The organism is Streptomyces roseoviridis, from assembly GCF_039535235.1.
GTDB classification, from domain to species: Bacteria; Actinomycetota; Actinomycetes; order Streptomycetales; family Streptomycetaceae; genus Streptomyces; species Streptomyces roseoviridis.
In genome coordinates this window covers 2,232,698-2,254,194 of the sequence record NZ_BAAAWU010000001.1, presented here as the reverse complement: position 1 = coordinate 2,254,194, position 21,497 = coordinate 2,232,698, and the positions used below count along the sequence as shown (strand labels likewise).

The 21,497-nt window shown below is 73.4% G+C and carries 15 protein-coding genes and 1 pseudogene; 12 read left to right on the top strand and 4 right to left on the bottom strand.

Going from position 1 to position 21,497, the window contains the following annotated elements; genetic code table 11:
• Positions 1 to 185: 185 nt before the first annotated feature.
• A pseudogene (locus tag ABD954_RS33610) lies at positions 186 to 3,982 on the bottom strand (ABC transporter transmembrane domain-containing protein); the annotation flags it as partial.
• A 131-nt stretch (positions 3,983 to 4,113) separates the two neighbouring features.
• Entirely contained in the window at positions 4,114 to 6,330 is a 2,217-nt protein-coding gene (gene glgX, locus ABD954_RS09995) for a glycogen debranching protein GlgX (protein ID WP_345485535.1), read from the bottom strand.
• A gap of 162 nt (positions 6,331 to 6,492) precedes the next feature.
• Between glgX and ABD954_RS09990 the strand changes: the two genes are divergently transcribed.
• The 6 genes from ABD954_RS09990 (at position 6,493) to ABD954_RS09965 (ending at position 12,948) form a co-directional block, all read left to right on the top strand.
• On the top strand, positions 6,493 to 7,716 hold the full coding sequence (locus tag ABD954_RS09990; protein ID WP_345485534.1) for a L,D-transpeptidase: 1,224 nt from the start codon (positions 6,493 to 6,495) through the stop codon (positions 7,714 to 7,716).
• Between the two features lie 163 nt (positions 7,717 to 7,879).
• On the top strand, positions 7,880 to 9,115 hold the full coding sequence (locus ABD954_RS09985) for a L,D-transpeptidase (RefSeq protein ID WP_345485533.1): 1,236 nt from the start codon (positions 7,880 to 7,882) through the stop codon (positions 9,113 to 9,115).
• Positions 9,116 to 9,201: 86 nt separating this feature from the next.
• Positions 9,202 to 9,969, top strand: coding sequence for an enoyl-CoA hydratase/isomerase family protein (locus ABD954_RS09980; RefSeq protein WP_345485532.1), 768 nt, complete (start codon positions 9,202 to 9,204; stop codon positions 9,967 to 9,969).
• Between the two features lie 134 nt (positions 9,970 to 10,103).
• Positions 10,104 to 10,607, top strand: coding sequence for an ATP-binding protein (locus ABD954_RS09975; protein ID WP_345485531.1), 504 nt, complete (start codon positions 10,104 to 10,106; stop codon positions 10,605 to 10,607).
• Positions 10,608 to 11,002: 395 nt separating this feature from the next.
• Positions 11,003 to 11,758, top strand: a complete 756-nt coding sequence (locus ABD954_RS09970) for a polysaccharide deacetylase family protein (RefSeq protein WP_382745887.1) — start codon at positions 11,003 to 11,005, stop codon at positions 11,756 to 11,758.
• Complete coding sequence (locus ABD954_RS09965) at positions 11,758 to 12,948, top strand: YncE family protein (protein ID WP_345485529.1); 1,191 nt, start codon at positions 11,758 to 11,760, stop codon at positions 12,946 to 12,948. Before ABD954_RS09970 ends, ABD954_RS09965 begins: the two co-directional genes overlap by 1 nt.
• Positions 12,949 to 13,097: 149 nt before the next feature.
• Here ABD954_RS09965 and ABD954_RS09960 read toward each other — a convergent pair whose 3' ends face one another.
• Positions 13,098 to 13,742: a GNAT family N-acetyltransferase gene (locus ABD954_RS09960; protein WP_345485528.1), complete on the bottom strand. Its 645-nt coding sequence runs from the start codon at positions 13,740 to 13,742 to the stop codon at positions 13,098 to 13,100.
• Between the two features lie 73 nt (positions 13,743 to 13,815).
• On the opposite strand from ABD954_RS09960, the gene ABD954_RS09955 reads away from it, so the two are divergent.
• Both ABD954_RS09955 and ABD954_RS09950 read left to right on the top strand, forming a co-directional pair.
• Entirely contained in the window at positions 13,816 to 14,031 is a 216-nt protein-coding gene (locus tag ABD954_RS09955) for an EF-hand domain-containing protein (protein WP_345485527.1), read from the top strand.
• A gap of 96 nt (positions 14,032 to 14,127) precedes the next feature.
• Complete coding sequence (locus ABD954_RS09950; protein WP_345485526.1) at positions 14,128 to 15,039, top strand: CopD family protein; 912 nt, start codon at positions 14,128 to 14,130, stop codon at positions 15,037 to 15,039.
• Between the two features lie 105 nt (positions 15,040 to 15,144).
• On the opposite strand, the gene ABD954_RS09945 is transcribed toward ABD954_RS09950, so the two are convergent.
• On the bottom strand, positions 15,145 to 15,690 hold the full coding sequence (locus tag ABD954_RS09945) for a GNAT family N-acetyltransferase (RefSeq protein ID WP_345485525.1): 546 nt from the start codon (positions 15,688 to 15,690) through the stop codon (positions 15,145 to 15,147).
• A gap of 274 nt (positions 15,691 to 15,964) precedes the next feature.
• Here ABD954_RS09945 and ABD954_RS09940 point away from each other — a divergent pair, with 274 nt between their 5' ends.
• The 4 genes from ABD954_RS09940 to ABD954_RS09925 are packed head-to-tail and all read left to right on the top strand — an operon-like array spanning position 15,965 to position 21,495.
• On the top strand, positions 15,965 to 16,174 hold the full coding sequence (locus ABD954_RS09940) for a hypothetical protein (RefSeq protein WP_345485524.1): 210 nt from the start codon (positions 15,965 to 15,967) through the stop codon (positions 16,172 to 16,174).
• A 55-nt stretch (positions 16,175 to 16,229) separates the two neighbouring features.
• A complete protein-coding gene (locus ABD954_RS09935; RefSeq protein WP_345485523.1) occupies positions 16,230 to 18,077 on the top strand; it encodes a non-ribosomal peptide synthetase in 1,848 nt (615 codons plus the stop codon).
• Entirely contained in the window at positions 18,074 to 21,145 is a 3,072-nt protein-coding gene (locus ABD954_RS09930; RefSeq protein WP_345485522.1) for a condensation domain-containing protein, read from the top strand. The genes ABD954_RS09935 and ABD954_RS09930 overlap by 4 nt, the downstream gene beginning before the upstream one ends.
• The gene (locus ABD954_RS09925; protein ID WP_345485521.1) at positions 21,142 to 21,495 is read left to right on the top strand and encodes an acyl carrier protein; all 354 of its coding nucleotides are present in this window, start codon (positions 21,142 to 21,144) and stop codon (positions 21,493 to 21,495) included. Before ABD954_RS09930 ends, ABD954_RS09925 begins: the two co-directional genes overlap by 4 nt.
• The last annotated feature ends 2 nt before the right edge of the window (positions 21,496 to 21,497 follow it).

The window sequence follows — 21,497 nt, the reverse complement described above, 5'->3', positions numbered from 1 at the left end:
GGGACTCCCTTGAGGAGCTCGACAAGCAAGAATCGGCGGCAAGTTGCTGCAAGCGCTTGCGACGGCTGGACCGTACCCCTGGATGGTTGAGGCGTAAAGAGATCGCGCGCGGACCCGCGAAAACGTCCGCATGCCGGCCCCGAAGGACCGGCATACGGACGTCCGTCGAGGATGATCCGGCCGGGTCAGCCCACCAGGCTGTCCCGCCAGGCCCGGTGCAGACCCGCGTAACGGCCCTCGCCGCCCACCAGTTCGGCCGGCGAGCCGTCCTCGACCACCCGGCCCGCCTCCATCACCAACACCCGGTCGGCGACCTCCACCGTGGACAGCCGGTGCGCGATCACCACCGCCGTACGGCCCGCGAGCACCGTGTCCATCGCCCGCTGCACCGCCCGCTCGCCCGGCACGTCCAGCGAACTCGTCGCCTCGTCCAGGATCAGCACCGCCGGATCCGCCAGCAGCGCCCGCGCGAAGGCGACCAACTGCCGCTGCCCCGCCGAGATCCGGCCGCCCCGCTTGCGGACGTCCGTGTCGTAGCCGTCCGGAAGCCCCGCGATGAAATCGTGCGCGCCGATCGCCTTCGCGGCCTGCTCGATCTCCGCCCGGCTCGCGTCGGGACGGCCGATCGCGATGTTGTCCGCGACCGTCCCCGAGAACAGGAACGCCTCCTGCGTCACCATCACCACGCCCCGCCGCAGCTCGGGCGTCGACAGATCGCGGAGGTCGACCCCGTCGAGCAGCACCCGGCCCTCCGTCGGGTCGTAGAAGCGGGCGAGCAGCTTCGCCAGCGTCGACTTGCCGGCACCCGTCGCGCCCACCACGGCGACCGTCTGACCGGCCGGAATCGTCAGGTCGAAGCGCGGCAGCACCTCGCCCCCGGTCCGGTACGCGAACCGCACCCCCTCGAAGACGACCTCCCGGCCCGGCCTGCTCGTGCGCGGCGGGGGCAGCTCGCGCGGCGCCGCCGCCTCCGGGACACCCGGCTCCTGGGCCAGCAGGCCCGCGATCTTGGCCAGCGAGGCCGCCGCCGACTCGTAGGAGTTGAGGAACATCCCGAGCCGGTCGATCGGGTCGTAGAGCCGCCGCACATAGAGCACGGCCGCCGCGAGCACACCCAGCTCCAGCGTCCCCTGCGCGACCCGCCACGCACCCCACAGACACATTCCGGCCACCGCCGTGTTGGCGACGAGCCGCGAGCCGACCACATAGCGGGCCATCTCCAGGAGCGCGTCACCGTTGCTGCGCTCGTGGCGCCGGTTCAGGGCCGCGAACTCGGCGTCGTTGGCCCGCTCCCGGCGGAACGCCCGGACCGGCCGGATCCCGTTCATCGTCTCCGCGAACTTCACGATCACCGAGGCGATGGCGGTGGAGCGCTCCGCGAAGACCACGGCGGAGCGGCGCCGGTAGAGCCGTACGAGGAGGTACAGCGGCCCGAACGAGGCCACGGCGACCGCCCCGATGCCCAGGTCCAGCCAGAGCAGCATCACCGAGATCGCCACGAAGGAGAGGGCGACGCCGACGAGTTCCTGGAGCCCCTCGGACAGCAGCTCGCGCAGCGACTCCACGTCGGTGGTGGAGCGGGAGATCAACCGGCCCGAGGTGTAGCGCTCGTGGAAGTCGACGCTGAGCGCCTGCGCGTGCCGGAAGATCCGCCCGCGCAGGTCGAGCAGCACGTCCTGGTTGACGTGGGCGGCGATCCGGACGAAGGCGTACTGCAACAGCCCGCCGGCCACCGCGCACGCCAGGTACCCGAGGGCCACGGCGACCACCGGCCCCCGGTCCCCGTCCCGGAACGCCGGCACGGCGCGGTCGATCGCGTACGCCACGAGCAACGGCCCCGCCTGCAGCGCGGCCTGCTGCACCAGCAGCACCAGCGCGGCCACCACGACCCGCGCCCGGTGCGCCGCCAGCAGCGACCGCAGCAGCCGCCCCGTGGCGCCGGGCGCGACGGGCAGGTCGTCCCGGTCGAAGGGGTCACCGGCAGAGGCGGTGGCGGGCGCCCCCGGACGGGATGCCGCCGGGCCGCCCCCGGCAAGAGCCCCGGCGCCCTTCCCCGCCCTCGGATCCGTCTCCGCCCCCGTCCCCGTCCCGGTCTCCGTCCCCGTGTCCATGGGCGCGTCCGTCATCGGGTCGTCACCTCCTCGTGCCGCTCGCCCGACATCAGCCAGGCGTACTCGGCGCTGGTGCGCAGCAGTTCGTGGTGGGTGCCGACGGCGGCGACGCGGCCGCCCGACAGCAGGGCGACCCGGTCGGCGAGCAGCACCGTGGAGGGGCGGTGCGCGACCACCAGGGCGGTGGTGTCGCGGAGCACCTCGCGCAGGGCCGCCTCGACGCGGGCCTCGGTGTGGACGTCGAGGGCCGACAGCGGGTCGTCCAGGACCAGGAAGCGGGGGCGGCCGACGACCGCTCGGGCCAGGGCGAGCCGCTGGCGCTGACCGCCCGACAGGCTCAGGCCCTGCTCGCCGACCTCGGTCGCGGCGCCCTCGGGGAGCCGGTCCACGAAGTCGTCGGCCTGGGCGACGGCCAGCGCGCGCCGCAGCTCCGGCCCGGCGGCGTCCGGCCCGGCCCCCATCAGGACGTTCTCGCCGACGCTCGCCGAGAACAGGGTCGGTTCCTCGAACGCCACCGACACCAGCGAGCGCAGCCGCTCCCTCGGCATCAGGGTGATGTCCTCGCCGTCGAGCAGGATCCGCCCGCCGGTCGGCTCGTGCAGCCGCGGTACGAGCGCGGTGAGGGTGGTCTTGCCGGAACCGGTCGCGCCGACGAGCGCCAGCGTCTCGCCCGGCCGGACGTGCAGGTCGATCCCGTCCAGGACCGGTGGGGCGTCCTCGGGCGCGTCCGGGTAGCGGAAGGTGACGTTCTCGAACCGCACGCCGTCGGGGGAGCCGGAGCCGGGGCCGATGCCGTGGGAGCCGGAGCCGGCCGGGGAAGGCCCGGGTGCCGTCTCCGCCTCCTCCGCCGCGTCCATCACCTCGAAGTACCGTTCCGTCGCCGTCGCCGCCTCCTGGCTCATCGCCAGCAGGAAGCCGATCGACTCCACCGGCCAGCGCAGCGCCAGCGCCGTCGACAGGAACGCCACCAGCGTGCCCGCCGACAGCTCCCCGTCCGCCACCTGCACCGTGCCGACCACCAGCGCCGCGCCCACCGCCAGCTCCGGCAGCAGCGTGATGAGCGCCCAGATGCCGGCGAGCAGCCGGGCCTTGCGCAGCTCCGTGGTGCGCAGCAGCCCGGCCAGGGTCCGGAAGGCCTCCGCCTGGCTGCGGTGGCGGCCGAAACCCTTGACGATCCGGATGCCGAGCACGCTCTCCTCGACCACCGTCGTCAGATCGCCCACCTGGTCCTGGGCCCGCCGCGCCACCACCGCGTACCGCCGCTCGAAGACCGAGCAGAGCACGACCATCGGCACCACGGGCAGCAGCAGGACGAGTCCGAGCGTCCAGTCCTGGGCGAGCAGCACCGCGTAACCCGCGAGGATCGTCACGCCGTTGACCAGCAGGAAGGTCAGGGGGAAGGCCAGGAACATCCGGACCAGCATCAGGTCGGTCGTGCCGCGCGACAGCAGCTGGCCCGATGCCCACCGGTCGTGGAAGGCGATCGGCAGCCGTTGCAGCCGTGCGTAGAGGGCCGCCCGCATGCCCGCCTCGACCCCGGCGAGCGGCCGGGCCACCAGCCAGCGCCGGAAGCCGAAGAGGACCGCCTCGGCGATGCCGAGCAGCAGCAGGTACAGCGCGCCGAGCCACACCCCGGTGGTGTCGCCGTCCGTGACCGGCCCGTCGACCAGCCACTTCAGGACGAGGGGGATGACGAGCGACAGGCAGGAGGCGACGATCGCGACGAACGCGGCCGTGAACAGGCGTACGCGCACGGGCCGGACGTACGGCCACAGGCGCAGCAGCGTGCGCACGGCCGAACGCCGGACCTGCGGATCCTCGGCGGGGACGGGGACGGGGACGGGGGCGGGGATGGCGGGTTCTGAGGGCATCAGGTCCGAGCCTAGGGTTCACCCCTGACATCGCTCATGTGGTTTTCCGGCCACGGGCACCGCCCGCGCCGTCGCGGACGCCGAGGGTACGCAGGCCCGCCGCGTGGACGCCGCCCGGCGCCGGCCGGCCCTCAGCCGCGCACCCGCAGCAGCACCACCGACCTCGCCGCCACCGTCAGCGTCTCCCCGCCCCGGTGCACCGTCCCCGGGGCGCGGGACTGGTCCTCCCGGGACGTGTCGAGGACCAGTTCGTAGGACTCGGCCCACGGCGGGCCCGGCAGGACGTAGTCGACCGGGCGGTGGTCGGCGTGCAGGACCGCGAGGAAGCTGTCGTCGGTGACCTGGTCGCCGCGGGCGTCGCGGCCCGGGATGTCGCGGCCCGAGAGGTAGAGGCCCAGGGTCGCGGCGGGCGCGTACCAGTCGGCCTCGGTCATCTCGGCGCCCTCCGCCGTGAACCAGGCCAGGTCCCGCAGCCCGTCCGCGCGCTGCGGCCGGCCCGAGAAGAAGGCGCGGCGGCGCAGCACGGGGTGCCGGTGGCGCAGGGCGAGGAGGCGGCGGGTGAGGGCGAGGAGCTGGGCGCGGCCCGGGTCCTCGGGCAGCGTCCAGTCCAGCCAGCTGATCTCGTTGTCCTGGCAGTAGGCGTTGTTGTTGCCGCCCTGGGTGCGGCCCATCTCGTCGCCGGCGACGAGCATCGGCACCCCGGTCGACAGCAGCAGCGTGGTGAGCAGGTTGCGCAGCTGCCGCAGCCGCAGCGCGTTCACCTCCGGGTCGTCGGTCTCGCCCTCGGCGCCGCAGTTCCAGGAGCGGTTGTCGTTCGTGCCGTCCCGGTTGCCCTCGCCGTTGGCCTCGTTGTGCTTGTGCTCGTAGCTGACCAGGTCGCGCAGGGTGAAGCCGTCGTGGGCGGTGACGAAGTTGACGGAGGCGTACGGGCGGCGGCCGCCCCACGCGTACAGGTCGCTGGAGCCGGACAGCCGGTAGCCCATCTCCCGCACGTCGGGCAGCGCCCCGCGCCAGAAGTCCCGGACGGCGTCCCGGTAGCGGTCGTTCCACTCGGTCCACAGCGGTGGGAAGGCGCCCACCTGGTAGCCGCCGTTGCCGACGTCCCACGGCTCGGCGATCAGTTTGACCCGGCGCAGCACCGGGTCCTGGGCGATGACGGCGAGGAACGGCGAGAGCATGTCGACGTCGTGGAAGGAGCGGGCGAGCGCCGCGGCCAGGTCGAAGCGGAAGCCGTCCACGCCCATCTCCGTCACCCAGTAGCGCAGGGAGTCGGTGATGAGCCGCAGCACCTGCGGCTGCACGACGTGCAGGGTGTTGCCGCAGCCGGTGTAGTCGGCGTACCGCCGGGCGTCGGACTGCAGCCGGTAGTAGCCGCGGTTGTCGATGCCCTTGAGGGACAGCGTGGGGCCGAGCTCGCCGGCCTCCGCCGTGTGGTTGTAGACGACGTCGAGGATGACCTCGATGCCGGCCGCGTGCAGGGCCCGCACCATCCGCTTGAACTCGCCGACCTGCTGCCCGGTCGTGCCCGAGGAGGAGTAGCCGGCGTGCGGGGCGAAGTAGCCGATGGAGTTGTAGCCCCAGTAGTTGGTCAGGCCGCGGCGCAGCAGGTGGTCCTCGTGGGCGAACTGGTGCACCGGCAGCAGTTCGACCGCGGTCACCCCGAGCCGTACGAGATGGTCGACCGCGGCCGGGTGGGCGAGGCCCGCGTAGGTGCCGCGCAGGTGCTCGGGGACGCCCGGGTGCAGCTTGGTGAAGCCCTTGACGTGCAGTTCGTAGATGACCGAGTCGGGCCAGGGCGTCTTGGGCCTGCGGTCGTCGGACCAGTCGTCGTCGTCCTGGACGACGACCGCCTTGGGGACGTGGGGGGCGGAGTCCCGCTCGTCACGGACGGTGTCGGCGACGTGCTGCTGCGGCCAGTCGCGGACGTGCCCGTAGACCTCGGGCGGCAGCCCGAGACGGGCGTAGTCGCCGTCGACGGCCCGGGCGTAGGGGTCGAGCAGCAGCTTCGCCGGGTTCCAGCGGGCGCCGGTCCACGGGTCCCAGCGGCCGTGCACCCGGTAGCCGTAGCGCTGTCCCGGGCCGACGCCGGGCACGAAGCCGTGCCAGATCTCGTGGGTCAGCTCGGTCAGGGCGAGGCGGGTCTCGGAGCCGGCCGCGTCGAACAGGCACAGTTCGACCGCCTCCGCCCCGCCCGCCCACAGGGCGAAGTTGGTGCCCGCGACGCCGTCGGGCCCGACCCGGCACCGGGCGCCGAGCGGCGTCGGCGCCCCCGGCCACACCACCGGGCCCGGCCCCTTCGGCACCCGGGCGTCCTCCCGTACGGCCTTCTGCTCGGCTGCGCTCGACACCTCGTGGCCTCCCGCGGCTCTCTTCCGTACGGAAGAAGGGTGCGGCGTCCCGGCCGCGGCTTCCCGCACGTGGTCCTCCACCCTTTTCTGCCCGCACGGCCGTGCTCCCAACATGCCGCGCTGGGACGTTTCCCCTGGAGGGTGGCCGTCGTTGGGCTGGGCGTGACTCTTGTACTGAAGCGGGCGAGGGCCTTCCTGGTGGTGGCCGCGGTGATGGCGGGGCTTTCGGGGCTCGCGGCGTGCACCGGTGACGGGCCGCCCGGGATCGACATCACCCTGCCCGGCAAGGCGCGGGCGCCCGGCGACGTCATCCGGGTGAGCCCGCGGGACGGCAGCCGCGGGGTGCCCGCCGACGGGCCGCTGGAGGTGAGGGTCGACAGCGGGCGACTCGAACGGGTGACGGTCGTCCAGGTGGAGGACGCGCAGCGGTCCCGGGTGGCGGGGGAGATCTCCGCGGACGGGCTGCGGTGGCGGCCCACGGCCGGCACCCGGCTCGCGCTCGCGGCGAAGTACAGCGTCGACGCCGTCGCCCTCGACGGCCACGGCCGCCGCTCGGCCCGGCACACCACGTTCACCACGGTCGTGCCCGAGCACCGCTTCATCGGCTACTTCAAGCCGGAGAACCGTTCCACGGTCGGCACCGGCATGATCGTCTCCTTCTCCTTCAACCGGCCGATCGTGAACCGGGCGGCGGTCGAGCGGGCCATCAGGATCACCTCGGACCCGCCGGTGGAGGTGGCCGGCCACTGGTTCGGCGGGGAGCGGCTCGACTTCCGCCCCGCCGCCTACTGGCGGCCGGGCACGAAGGTGACCGTCGACCTGGCCCTGCGCGACGTCGAGGGCGCGCCCGGCGTGTACGGGATCCAGCGCAAGACGGTCGGCTTCACGGTGGGCCGCTCGCAGGTGTCGCTGGTGGACGCCGAGAAGCACACCATGGAGATCCGCCGGGACGGCGAGCTGCTGACCACCCTGCCGATCACGGCCGGGGCGCCGAAGACCACCACGTACAACGGCAAGATGGTGGTCACGGAGCTGTACGACGTGACGCGGATGGACGGGCGGACGGTCGGCTTCGGCGGCGAGTACGACATCAAGGACGTGCCGCACGCGATGCGGCTGACCGAGTCGGGGACCTTCCTGCACGGCAACTACTGGGCGGCGCCGTCGACCTTCGGCTCGGCCAACGTCAGCCACGGCTGCGTGGGGCTGCGGGACGTGAAGGGCGGCGGTGCGCAGACCCCGGCCGGCTGGTTCTTCGACCGGACCCTCATCGGCGACGTGGTGGAGGTCGTCAACTCGGCGGACCGGCAGGTCGCCCCGGACAACGGCCTCGGCGGCTGGAACATGGACTGGGCCGACTGGAGGGCGGGCTCGGCGCTGCGCTGAGCCGGGTCCCGGGGGGCACCTCGCACGAACTGGGACTGAACGGTGACATGGGCGTGGAACTTTCGTGTCCGGCGGTGTGATTATCTAACGCCGTGTGCGCGGGAGGATGCGCACGGGGGTGGGGCCCGGGCAGTCCCGGGTCGTGCGAGGGGAGAAGACCATAGTGAACGGGCAGCCGATATCCGGGGGGAACGCCGGACGGCGCCGCCGCACCCGTCTGGGCGCGCTGGCGACGGGAGCGCTGCTCCTCGCCCTGACCGCCTGCGGCGGTGGCGCCACGGGCGGCGACAAGGGGGGCCAGGGCGCGGGCGGCGGTGGCAAGCAGGAGATCACGGCCTCCCAGGCGGTCGTGACGATCGCTCCCAAGGACGGCGCCGACTCGGTCGCCACCAGCGGCGCGCTGAAGGTCACGGCCCAGCAGGGCAAGCTGACCACGGTGACGGTCTCGGACACCGAGGGCAACAAGGTGGAGGGCAAGATCTCCGCCGACGGCAGCAGCTGGGAGCCGCTGGGCCACCTGGCCGCGAGCACCCAGTACAAGGTGCACGCGATCGCCGAGGACGCCGAGGGCCGTGAGTCGGCGAAGGACACCACCTTCTCCACCCTCACCCCGAAGAACACCTTCATCGGCCACTACACGCCGGAGAACGGTCAGACCGTCGGCGTCGGCATGCCGGTCTCCATCAACTTCACCCGCGGCATCACGAACCCGGAGGCCGTCGAGAAGGCCATCACGGTGACGGCGGAGCCGGCCGTGCAGGTCGAGGGCCACTGGTTCGGCAACGACCGGCTGGACTTCCGTCCCAAGGAGTACTGGGCCGCGGGCACCAAGGTGACCGTGAAGCTGAACCTGGACGGTGTCGAGGGCCGGCCGGGCGTCTACGGCAAGCAGAAGAAGACCTTCACCTTCACCATCGGCCGCCGCCAGGTCTCCACGGTCGACGCGAGCGCCAAGACCATGAAGGTCGAGCGCGACGGCAAGATCATCAAGACGCTGCCGATCACCGCGGGCGCGCCGTCCACGACCACGTACAACGGTCAGATGGTCATCAGCGAGAAGTACAAGGTGACCCGCATGAACGGGGCCACCGTCGGCTTCGGCGGCGAGTACGACATCAAGGACGTGCCGCACGCGATGCGCCTGTCCACCTCGGGCACCTTCGTGCACGGCAACTACTGGGCCTCGGCCTCGACGTTCGGCTCCGCCAACGTCAGCCACGGCTGCGTCGGCCTGCGCGACGCGCGGGGCGCGGGCGACAGCTCCACGCCGGCGGCCTGGTTCTACGACCGCTCGCTCATCGGCGACGTCGTCATCGTGAAGAACTCCAAGGACAAGCAGATCCAGCCGGACAACGGCCTCAACGGCTGGAACATGTCCTGGGAGGAATGGATCAAGTAGGTCCCGCGGGACTCCGTGACACGGACCCGGTGCTGTGAGCAACAGCACCGGGTCCGTTGCCGTTAACGCGCACTAACCTTCCCTGCATGACTGTGAACCTCGAAGTCGCCGAAGGCGTCGGCACGATCCGTCTCGACCGTCCCCCGATGAACGCCCTGGACATCGCCACCCAGGACCGGCTGCGCGAGCTGGCCGAGGAGGCGACGAACCGCGACGACGTGCGGGCCGTGATCCTGTACGGCGGGGAGAAGGTGTTCGCGGCCGGCGCGGACATCAAGGAGATGCAGGTCATGGACCACGCCGCCATGGTCAAGCGGTCCCGCGCCCTGCAGGACTCCTTCACCGCGGTCGCGCGCATCCCCAAGCCGGTCGTCGCGGCCGTCACCGGCTACGCCCTGGGCGGCGGCTGCGAGCTGGCGCTGTGCGCCGACTACCGGATCGCCGCGGACGACGCCAAGCTGGGCCAGCCCGAGATCCTGCTCGGCCTGATCCCGGGCGCCGGCGGCACCCAGCGCCTGTCCCGTCTGGTCGGCCCGTCCACCGCCAAGGACCTCATCTTCACCGGCCGCATGGTGAAGGCGGACGAGGCGCTCCGGCTCGGCCTGGTGGACCGGGTCGTCCCGGCCGCCGAGGTGTACGAGCAGGCGCACGCCTGGGCCGCGAAGCTGGCCCAGGGCCCCGCGATCGCGCTGCGCGCGGCGAAGGAGGCGATCGACCAGGGCCTGGAGACGGACATCGACACGGGGCTCGCCATCGAGCGCACCTGGTTCGCGGGGCTGTTCGCGACCGAGGACCGGGAGCGCGGGATGCGCAGCTTCGTCGAGGAGGGCCCGGGCAAGGCCAAGTTCGTCTGATCTCCCCGCACTTCGGACACATGTCCGCTGACATCGGCATGTGCCGGAGGCATTCCCGTGGAATTGCCCGTTCCGGGGGGTTGAATCCCCCGGAACGGCCCCGCGCCCGGCTCCGTGCGGCCATGATGGGAGGCATGGCGGGCCTGGAGGGTATGGATCAACCGCGGCAGCACGGCGGGGCGACCGCCGCACGGTGGGCACCGGCCCCCGAGGACGAACAGGCCGCGGAAGCACTGCACTTGTACGGGAACCCGGCCGAGGAGGACGCCCGGCTGCCGTCCCTCCCGGAGTCGGCCGCGGTCGCCCGGCGGCTCACCCAGTGGGTCGTGCTGCGCCACTGGCAGCTCTCGCCGCAGATCGCCGAGCACACGGTGCTGCTGGTCTCCGAGCTCGTCGGCAACGCCGTCCGGCACACCGGCGCCCGCGTCTTCGCCCTGCGCATGCTCCGCCGCCGCGGCTGGATCCGCGTCGAGGTGCGGGACCCCTCGCGGGGTCTGCCCTGCCTGATGCCGGTGCACGAGCTCGACACCAGCGGCCGGGGCCTCTTCCTCGTCGACAAGCTCTCCGACCGCTGGGGCGTCGACCTGGCCCCGCGCGGCAAGACCACCTGGTTCGAGATGCGGGTCAGCGACCGCTGAGCCGCGTCCGCCCCGGGACGCACGAAAGCCCCCGTCCGCCGTGATGAGGCGCCTGGGGGCTTCCGTGTGGTGCGCCGTGGATCAAGGGGGTGGTATCCACGGCCGCTCTGACGACCTGAACCCGGGTCAATGGGGGCCGTGTCCCCGACTATGGCAGACGGGTGGCCTCGGTGCCAAAAGACCTTACCGGGCGATATCGGGACACAAGTGGACAGTTAACCGATGAATCGTTGGTGACCTAGAGCACTCACCTTATAAACGATGAATAAATATGGGGTTCATCGGGTGTTTCTTCGCCCCGTCCGCATGGTGGACCGCTGATCGCGACCCGTAAACGTCCTGAAACGGCCCAATCGTTACCTTTGGGGCGAACCACCCTTTAAATGGTGCCCGTGATGCCGACCGACCGCCGCGGTGCCCTCCGGGCCGGCGCGGCCGCCGCCCTCGCGGGGACCCTCTCCACCGCCTGCGGCACGGACCGCCCGGCCCCCAGGCCCCGGCGCCCCGCGCCCGCGCCCGTCGCCGCCCCGGCACCCCGCCGCTACCCCGGCCGCCCCGCCGAGATCACCACCGGCCCCCGCGACCGGCCACGCGTCGCCCTCACCTTCCACGGCCAGGGCGACCCCGCCACCGCGCGGGCCCTCCTCGACCACGCCGAACGGGCCGGGGCCCGCCTCACCGTCCTCGCCGTCGGCGACTGGCTCGACCGCCACCCCGGCATGGCCCGGCGCGTCCTCGACGGTGGCCACGACCTCGGCAACCACACCCAGCACCACCTCGACATCACCGCCATGACCGAGGCCGAGGCCCACGCGGAGATCCAGGCGTGCGCCCGGCGGCTGCACCGCCTCACCGGCTCCATCGGCACCTGGTTCCGCCCCTCCCGCGCCCGGCACGCCGGTGAGACCGTCCGCCGCGCCGCCCGCCGCGCCGGATACCCGCACGTCCTCTCGTACGACGTCGACTCCCTCGACTTCACCTCGCCCGGCCCCGCGGCCGTCGTCGCCAACGTCACCCGGGAGATCCGCAACGGATCGGTGGTGAGCCTCCACTTCGGCTACCCCGACACGGTCGCCGCGCTGCCCCTCCTCCTCGCCGACCTCGACCGCCGCGGCCTCTCCGCGGTGACCACCACGGAGCTGCTGACCTGATGCCGACCCTCGCCCCGCGCACGCGGCGCGCCCTCGCCGCCACCGCCACCGCCCTGCTCCTCGCCCTCGCCGGCTGCGGCGGCCCCCGCCCCGCCGAGAGCGGCGGCGGCACCAAGAAGGCCGCCGCGCTCCCCGCCGTACCCAAGCCCGCCGTCCCCGCCGGACTGCCCGGCATGCCGCCCCCGCTCGACCCGAACGACGTCTACGCCGCCGACCGGCCGGGCCGGCTCTCCCCGGTGGTCAAGGACTTCCCCTCCCGGGTCTACGTCCCCAACACCAACTCCAACACGGTCTCCGTCATCGACCCCGCCACCTACAAGGTCATCGAGACCATCCCCGTCGGCATCCAGCCGCAGCACGTCGTCCCCTCCTGGGACCTGAAGACCCTCTGGGTCAACAACAACCGGGGCCACACCCTCACCCCGATCGACCCCGCCACCGGCGTCGCCGGCAAGCCCGTCGAGGTCCACGACCCGTACAACCTCTACTTCACCCCGAACGGCAAGTACGCCGTCGTCATGGCCTCGCTCGACCGCGAACTCGTCTTCCGCGACCCGCACACCATGGAACGGAAGAAGACCGTCCCCGTCTCCTGCTACGGCGTCAACCACGCCGACTTCTCCGCCGACGGGCGCTACTTCGTCGTCTCCTGCGAGTTCTCCGGCGAACTCCTCAAGGTCGACACCGAGAAGATGGAGGTCATCGGCCAGCAGAAGCTGCCCATGGCGGGCGCCATGCCGCAGGACGTCAAGATCTCCCCCGACGGGAAGACCTTCTACGTCGCCGACATGATGGCCCACGGCATGTGGGTCCTCGACGGCGAGAAGTTCACCACCCCGAAGCTGCTGCCCACCGGCAAGGGCTGCCACGGGCTCTACGTCTCCCGCGACTCCCGGGAGATGTACGTCCCCAACCGCGGCGAGGGATCGATCTCCGTCTTCGACTTCCAGCAGAACAGGCTCACCAAGAAGTGGTGGCTCCCGGACGGCGGGTCCCCCGACATGGGCGGCGTCTCCGCCGACGGCAAGGTGCTGTGGCTCTCCGGCCGCTACGACTCCGAGGTCTACGCGATCGACACCACCACCGGCAGGCAGCTGGCCCGCATCCCCGTCGGCGGCGGCCCCCACGGCCTGGCCGTCTACCCGCAGCCGGGCCGCTACTCGCTCGGCCACACGGGTGTGTTCCGTTAGTTTCGTGGCTCGGTTCGCCTCCGGGGCGCTCGCGCGGGACTCACAGCGCCGTACGTGCTCGCCTCCCTCGTTCCTCGGGAGGCCGCGCGCTCGTCACTGTTCCCCCGGCGCGCCCCTTCGGCTCACTCGCCCACGCGGTCCCGAGGTGCCTACCGCGCCACCAGCAGGGCCTCCGCGCCGACCGGGCGGTAGCCCGCCGCCTGGAAGACGCGGACGCTGCGGGCGTTGCCGGGGGACTGCTGGGCCCACACCACCGGGTCCGGGGTCAGCATCCGGGCCGCCGTGGCCAGCGCACGGCCCAGGCCCCGGTGGCGCGCCCCCTCCTCCACCTCGATGGCGGCCTCCATGCGCCCGGCGACGCCCCGGCCCAGGATCAGCACCCCGCCGTCCGCGGCCCACACCCGCACCTCGTCCCGGTACTTCAGCGCCCGCGCCACCCGCGGGTGCTCCGGGTCGTCGATCTCGCGCAGCCCGATCCCCGGGTCGCCCGGGAGGGCGTCCGCGACGGTCAGCAGGTCGATCGTGTTCACGTACCGGCCCGTGCGGGCCGCCAGCGCGGCCAGGAACGGCGGGGTCATGCTCGCCACCAGCGGATCCGTCGACGCCACCGCCAGCTCCGCCCGTATCCACTCCGGGTCCTCGTTCAGGAACACCACCGAGTGCGCCGTGAACGACAGCACGCCCGCGTCCCGGGCGTTCGGCTGCGGCAGGATCGTCGTCGACCCGTCCGGTGCGGGGAACACCCCGCGCGCCGCCGCCAGGATGTCCGCCACTGCAGTGACCTCGCTGCTCATACCCCCATCATCCGGTACCGCCGCGCCCGCTAATCTTGCCCCGACATCGAAGCACCATGAAGGGGCGGAAGCAGTGGCGGACATCGAGTCGGCACGTACGGCATTCGACAAGTTCGACGTGGACGGGGACGGCTTCATCACGGCCGCCGAGTACAAGAGCGTCATGGCCCAGCTGGGCGACTTCAACGTGACCGAGACGGTCGCCGAGGCGCTCATCAAGCAGCGCGACGCCAACGGCGACGGCGTCCTGTCCTGGGACGAGTTCTGGGCCCACCTCGGCAAGGCCTGAGCCACGACCCGGGCGGGCGGCCACGGACCACCGGGCGTACGACCATGCGTACGCCGTTGAGTTGCCGCCCGCCCGGACCCCGGTGACGATCATGAGGTGACGTTCCCAGGCCCCTCCGGCACCCCGAGCCGTCGTCTGACGGCAGCCGTCATCGCCGCAGCCGCCGTCCTCACGGTCGTCCTCCTCGGCGCCTCGCTCGCCCAGACGGGGACCGGCGAGCTGGAGGTCCCCGCCGCCGGAACCATCACCCTGCTGCGGCTCCTCGTCGTCACCGCCCTCGCCGTCCACATCGGCGAGATCGCGGGCGTCCGGATCGCCGGCGAAGGGCCGCTGCCCCGCCGCTGGTCCGTCCCCGCGGCCGTCGTCGGCTGCGCCGCCTCCGCGGGCCTCCTGGTCCTCCTCGCCGTCATCAGCGGACTGGAGCTGACCACCGTGTACGGGCTCCGCGAGGGCCGGCTGCTGCTCGTCACCGCCAACGCCCTCGCCGTGGCCGCCCTGTGCGCCGCCGGCCGCCGGCCGGCCCTCGCGCTCGGGCCACTGGCCGTCGCGATCGGAGCGGAGGCCCTGCGCGCCCACCCCGAGTCGTACAGCCCGGCGATCGGGGTCGGCCTCACCGTCGTCCACCTGACGGCCGCGTCCCTCTGGTTCGGCACCCTGCTCCACGTCCTGCGCACCATGTGGCTGCGCGGCGGCGGCCGGGACGTCCTCATGCGCTACGCCAGGATGGCGGCCTGGGTCTTCGCGGCCCTCGCGGTCACCGGCACCTGTTCCACCCTGCGCCGCCTCCCGCTGGACGGGATCCTCAGCACCGCCTACGGAAGGGTGCTGCTGGTGAAGCTCGCCCTCTTCGGCCTGGCCGCCCTGCTCGCCCTGGCCGCCCGCCGCCGCATGCTGAGCGGCGGCGACGCCCGGCCCCCCGCCCGGATCGAGCTGGGGGTCCTCGCGGCCGTCATGGTCGTCTCCGCGCTGCTCACCGTCGTACCGGACCCGCACTGGCTGCTGCCCTGACGGGCGCGGCCGACGCGGCGGCAGCGGCCGGGGGCCGGCCGGGGGCCGAGGGGGCAGCCGCGGCCCGGGGCGGGGCGCCGCGGGGGCGGTGCGGGGGCGCCCCGGCTACGCGGCGTCGCCGGCGAGCAGGGCCCAGATCTCCAGGTCCTGACGCACGCCGTTGAAGGCGAACACCTCACGCAGCGTGCCTTCGTGGCGCATTCCCAGGCGCTTGGCGACCGCGATGCTGCGGGTATTCGACGGGGTCACCCGCCATTCGATCCGATGCATTCCGCGGACCTTGAGCGCCCAGTCCGCGAGATGGCGCGCGGCCAGTGTGACAAGGCCCTTTCCCTGGGCGTCGGGGGACAGCCACACACCCATTTCACAGACGCCGGCCGGCACGTCGAAGATGCGGAACAGCGCCCCGCCCTCCATTGTGCCGTCGACCCAGATGCCGAAAATCCGGCCGCCGTCCTGACTCTGCGTGTCCGCGTACCGCTGGAGGAATTGCCGCGCCGATTCCGTGTCCTTCACGAAGTGCGCCCAGGGAAGCCACGGCGCGAGATGCGGCCGCACCCGGTCGACGTACTGGGCGAATTCTTCCGCCTGCCAGGGTTCCAGCGGGCGCAGCTGGGCGGAGTCTGTCAGGTTGTGGCCGAAGAGCGTCACGGCAAGCCTCCTTCGTGGCCGGATCCAGTTGCTGCGTGCGGCCGTTGGGCGGCCCCGCATCCCTGGTGGACGCCTTCGACTCTAGAGGAGGGCCCCGGAGCGGCCGAGGACGGCCGTCCGGGATGTCCGTTTCACCGGTCCGCATGAACGTGCGCCGCACAGGCGTGCGGTGAGAAGCCGTTGATACCGCTTCCCCGTTCGCCACACGATGTGGGACGTCGGAAAGCAGCGCGGCCGGAAAAGCACGGCCGGCCGTCGAACGAAAGCGAGAGAGATGCGTAACAACCGGTTCGTCGCGTCCACGGGAATCGGGCTGTCGGCCCTTTTGCTCGCGACCACCGCGGCCGTCTCGGGTGAAGCCCTGCCGACCGGGCGAATCGTGGCCGACGACCACGGCTGGGGCGTCGTCAACCCCGGTTCCGCGGCCCCGGCGGGCGGCACCGTCGTCCTCGCGGACGGCACCGACGACCACGGCTGGGGATGAACCGGCCTCCTTTTTAACGCACGGTTCACATCGAATTCAGAGGAGGGGTAGGAAAATGGCGGCAGTCAGCGTGCACGACGTCGTGGCGCAGTGGGTCGAGACACAGCCCGACGCCTGTGCCGTACGCGATCCGGCAGGGGGCCGGGCGCTCTCGTACCGCGAGCTGTGGCAGCGTGCCGGCTGGCTCGCCGCCGAGCTCGCCCACCGGGGAGTGGGCCGCGGCGACCTCGTGCCGGTCGCCCAGGACCGGTCGGTCGACCTGATCGTCACCTTCCTCGGCATCCTGCGCTGCGGCGCCGCCTACCTCCCCCTGGACGGTCTCGCCCCCACCGGCCGGCTCGCCGACGTCGTCGCCGAGTCGGGCTCCCGGGTGATCGTCCGCTCGCCGGGGGCCGGTGCGGCGGCCCCCGGCCGCTGGAGCGACCTGGCGGCCCGGCTGCCCGAGGAGGTCGAGCCGCTCGCTCTGCCCGAGAGCGATCCCGGCCTTCCGGTGCCCGCCGTGCCGGGCGACCGCGACGACCCGGCGTACGTGAACTTCACCTCCGGCTCCACCGGCCGGCCCAAGGGCGTCGTCGTGCCCCACCGCGCCGTGCTGCGCCTCGCGCTCGGCGCCCGGTTCTGCACGCTCGGCGCGGGCGACCAGGTGGCGAGCTCCGCCAACCCGGCCTTCGACGCCACCACCTTCGAGGTCTGGAACACGCTCTGCGCCGGCGCGACCGTCGTGGTCTTCCCGTCCGTCACCGACCTGGCCATGGACGAGTGGACCGCGCTGATCCGCAGCGAGCGCATCGACGCCATGTTCCTCACCACCTCCCTCTTCCACACCGTGGCGCGGGAGAGCGCGGGTGCCTTCGGCAGCGTGGGGACCGTGGTGGTCGGCGGCGAGCAGCTGGAGCTCGGCGCGGTGCGCCGGGTGCTGGCCGCCGGGCCGCCCGCCCGGCTGGTCAACGGCTACGGGCCGACCGAGACGACCACCTTCGCCGCCTACTTCGACTGCACGGAGGAGAGCCTGGCGGGCCTGGACCGGGTGCCGGTCGGCTTCCCCCTCCAGGCAACCACCCTGCACCTGCTGGACGCGGAACTGAACGAGGTGCCCGCGGGGGAGACCGGCGAGCTGTGCGTCGGCGGCCCGGGCGTCGCGCTCGGCTACCTGGCGCGCCCCGAACTGACGAAGGAACGTTTCGTCACCCTGCCCGCGACGGGTGAGCGGATCTACCGCACCGGCGACACCGGCCGCCTGCTCCCCAGCGGCGCCGTCGAGCTCTTCGGGCGCACCGACCGGCAGGTCAAGCTGCGCGGCTTCCGCATCGAACTGGAGGAGATCGAGCGCACCGCGCTGAACAGCGGACTCGCCGACGCCGCCTTCGTCGAGAAGGTCGGCGAGGGCCCCACCGCCTCGCTCGTCGGCTTCGTGCTGCCGGCCCGCGACGGCGAACCGGGACCGAGCCGCGAGGAGCTGCCCGCCGCCCTCAACCGGACCCTCGGCCAGACCCTGCCGAGCTACATGCTCCCGGCCCGCTGGCTGGTGCTCGACCGGGTCCCCTTCGGCTCGACCGGCAAGGCCGACCGCGCCCGGCTCCTGAAGCTGCTCGACGCCCCGCCGGCCGAGCGGACACAGCCGGTGACGCGGCCGGTGACGGCGCCGTCCGGCGACCGGCCGGCCGACGCCCCGGTGCTCGCCGCCCTCCAGACCGTCTGGCAGGACGTGCTCTCCGCCGACGCGATCGGCCCCGACGCCAACTTCATCGACCTCGGCGGCAACTCCATCCTCGCCATGCAGGTCGCCACCCGCGTGCGGCAGCACCTCGGCGTCCGCATCGACGCCGGAGCCGTACTGCTCACCGACAGCCTGGAGGAACTGGCCGCCCACGTGGCCGCGCAGCCGACGGCGGCCGCCTCATGACCACCGCCCCCCGCCCCGCCTCCCCGGACCGGGCGCCGCTCTCCTTCGCGCAGGAGCGGCTGTGGTTCACCGACGCCGCCGCCCCCGGCAACCCCACCTACAACGTGCCGCTGTACTTCCGCGCCGGCGGCCCCCTGCACCCCAAGGCCCTCTCGCTCGCCCTGGAGGCGGTCACCGCCCGGCACGAGCCGCTGCGCACGGTCTACCGGCCGGCCGACGACGGCCGCCCCGTCCAGATCGTCCTGGCCGCGGAGCCCGTCCCCGTCGAGGTCGTCGACCTCACCGGCGCGCCCGACGCCGCCGCCCGTGCCGAACGCGAGGCACGGGAGCGGGGCCGCGCGCCCTTCGACCTCGAACACGGTCCGCTGCTGCGCTGCACGCTGTGGCAAGGGCTGCCCGGCGGCGACGCCGTCCTGCTGACCATCCACCACATCGCCGTCGACGGCTGGTCCCTGGCACCGCTCTTCGACGACCTCTCCCGCGCCTACGAGGCCGCGGTGGACGGCGACCCGGCCGCACTGCCCCCGCTGCCCACCCGCTACGCGGACTTCGCGGCCCTCGAACGCGGCGCCGAGCACGACCCCGCCGCCCTCGCCGCCCTGGACGAGCGCGTCACCGAACTGCTGGGCGTGGCACCCGGACTGCACCTCGCCGGCCGCGCCGACCGGCCGGCCGCCCCCGACGGCACCCGGCCCGGCGCCCAGGTCGCCGTCACCGTCCCGCCGCCGGTCCGCACCGGCATCGCCGCGCTCGCCCGCTCGCTGCGGGCGACGCCGTACGTCGTGCTCACCGCCGCCGTCCAGGCCCTGCTGCACCGCTGGTCGGGCCGGAGCGACTTCCTGCTCGGCACGATGACGGCCAACCGGGTCCACGCCGGCCTGGAGGAAGCCATCGGCTTCTTCGTCAACACCGTGCCGCTGCGCTGCCGGGTCGACACCGCCGGCACCTTCGGCGAGCTGTGCACGGCGGTCCGCGCGGAGGCATTCCGCTCGCTGTCCCACCAGGCGGTCCCCTTCGACCGGCTCACCGCCGCCGTCGGCGCCGCCCGCGGCACCGGCCGCACGCCGCTGGTCGAGGTCGGCTTCGTGTACCAGAACACGCCCGTGCCCCGGGCCGGCCGCACCGGCTGGACGGCACCCGTCGTGCTCGGCACCGACACCGCCAAGTTCGACCTGCTCCTCGTCCTGGAGGACGGCCCCGACGGGCTGTCGGTCACCGTCGAGTACGACACCGAGCTGTACGCCCCCGCCACGGCCCGCAACCTCGCCGACGGCCTCGCGGCCCTGCTCGCCGAGGCGGTCGCCGACCCGGCCCGCCCGCTGGACGCGCTGCCGGCCCTGCCCGGCGAGCCGGCCGCGGACGAACTGCCGCCGCAGCCGGCGCTGCCCGCCGCGGTGCCCCCGCCGGCGCCCGGCGCCGCCCCGCCCCCCACCGGCGCGCCCCGGCTGACGGGCACCGAGGCGGAGGCGGCCCGGCTGTTCGCCGACGCCCTCGGCGGGCGCGGCGGCCTCGGACCGGCCCCCACGGCGGCCGAGCTGACCGCCGGCAGCGACTTCTTCGCCCTCGGCGGCCACTCGCTGCTCGCCGTCACCATGCTGGCCGAGGCCAAGCGCCGGCACGGCCTGGCCGTGTCCCCCCGGGCCTTCCTGCCCGACCCGACGGTCGGGGGACTCGCCCGGCTCCTCGACGAGGCGAAGGCCACCGAGGCCGCCCCCGCCGCCGACGGACGGGCCGCCACCGCGCCCGTGCCCGCCGACGACGAGGCGCATCCGGCCTCGCCGGTGCAGCAGCGCTTCTGGTTCCTGGACCGGCTGCCGTCGCTGCGCGCCGCCTACCTGATCCCCACCCTCGTCGAGTACGGCGGACCCGTCGACCGCGAGGTCCTGCGCCGCGCCGTCGACCTCGTCCTCACCCGGCACCCGGCCCTGTCCGCGGTCTTCTTCCTCGACCGGCGCAAGCGCCACGTCTGCTACCGCACCACCGGCACCCCGGCCCCGACGGCCGTCACCGACGCCGCCGACTGGAACTCCGACGCGCTGCGGGAGCGGCTGTCCCGGCTGTGCTGGGAGCCCGTGGACCTCGGCCGGCAGGCACCCGCCCGCGCGGAGATCCTCGCCCTCGGACCGGACCGGACCGTGCTCGCCCTGGTGGTCCACCACATCGTCGCCGACGGCTGGTCCCGCGACCTGCTGCTCGCGGAGATCGGCACGGCCTACCGGGCGCTGGCCGACGGAGCCGTACCCCAGCTGGCGGAGCCGGTCCACCCGGCCCGCCTGGCCCCGGCCGACCCCGGCACCGAGGCACAGGAGGCCGAGCGGGCCGCCGCCCTCCTGGAGCACCTGCGCGGAGCGCCCAACGACATCGCGCTCCCGCACGACTGGCCGCGTACCGAACTCCAGTCCACCAAGGCGGCGCTGCTCACCGCGACCCTGCCCGAGGCCACCGCCGCCCGGCTGCGCACCGTCGCCGCCGACGTCGTCGGCTGCACCCCCTTCATGACCACCGCCGCACTGCTCGCCGTGGCCCTGGCCCGCCGCGGCACCCAGCGGGACTTCCTGTTCGCCTTCCCCTGGGCCGGGCGCGAGGACCCGGCGGCCGCCGAGGCGATCGGGATGTTCGTGAACACCCTGATCCTCCGCGTCGACCTGCGCGAGGACCTGACCTGGCGCGAGCTGCTCGGCCGGGTCCGGGAGAGCTGTGCCGTGTCCTACCGGCACGCGGGCGTGGCGCTCGATGTCCTCGCGGGCGAGCTGCACAGCGACCGGGACCTGAGCCGTCCCGCCCTGACCCCGGTGTTCCTCAGTGCCCAGAGCGGCGCCGCGGGCCCGGAGCCGCTGACCGCCGGCACCACCGCCCGGCTGCTCCCGCTGGACCCGCTGCACATCAAGTACGAGCTCGAACTCGTCGCCTCCGAGGCCGCCGACGAGCGGCTCGAGCTCTCCCTGTCCTACGCCGTCGGCCTGTTCGCCCAGGACACGGCACAGGCCCTGCTGGCCGACGTGGTCACCGCCGCCGAAGACCTCGCGGCCGACCCCGATTCCCACCCCATCACCAGGAGCACTTCGTGAACGACACCGTGGCCACGACCCCGCTCACCGAGACCGAACTCCTCAGCCGGGTCCGGCAGGCCTGGGCCGACGTACTCGACCTCGACAGCGCGGACGAGGTACCCGAAGACGTCAACTTCCTGGAGGCAGGCGGCAGTTCCCTGCTCCTCATCATGCTGTGGGAAGAGCTGGACCCGCTCACCGAGCGCAGCCTGAAGGTCTCCGACCTCTTCCAGCACAGCACCGTCAAGGCCCAGGCCGCCCTGCTCGCCGACGCCTCCGGCGCCGAAGAGGAGCTGACCGAGCTCGGCGCCCGCAACCGCGGCGGCCTCCTCGGCCGCGCGCGCCGCGACCAGCTCGTCTCCGAGTGAGC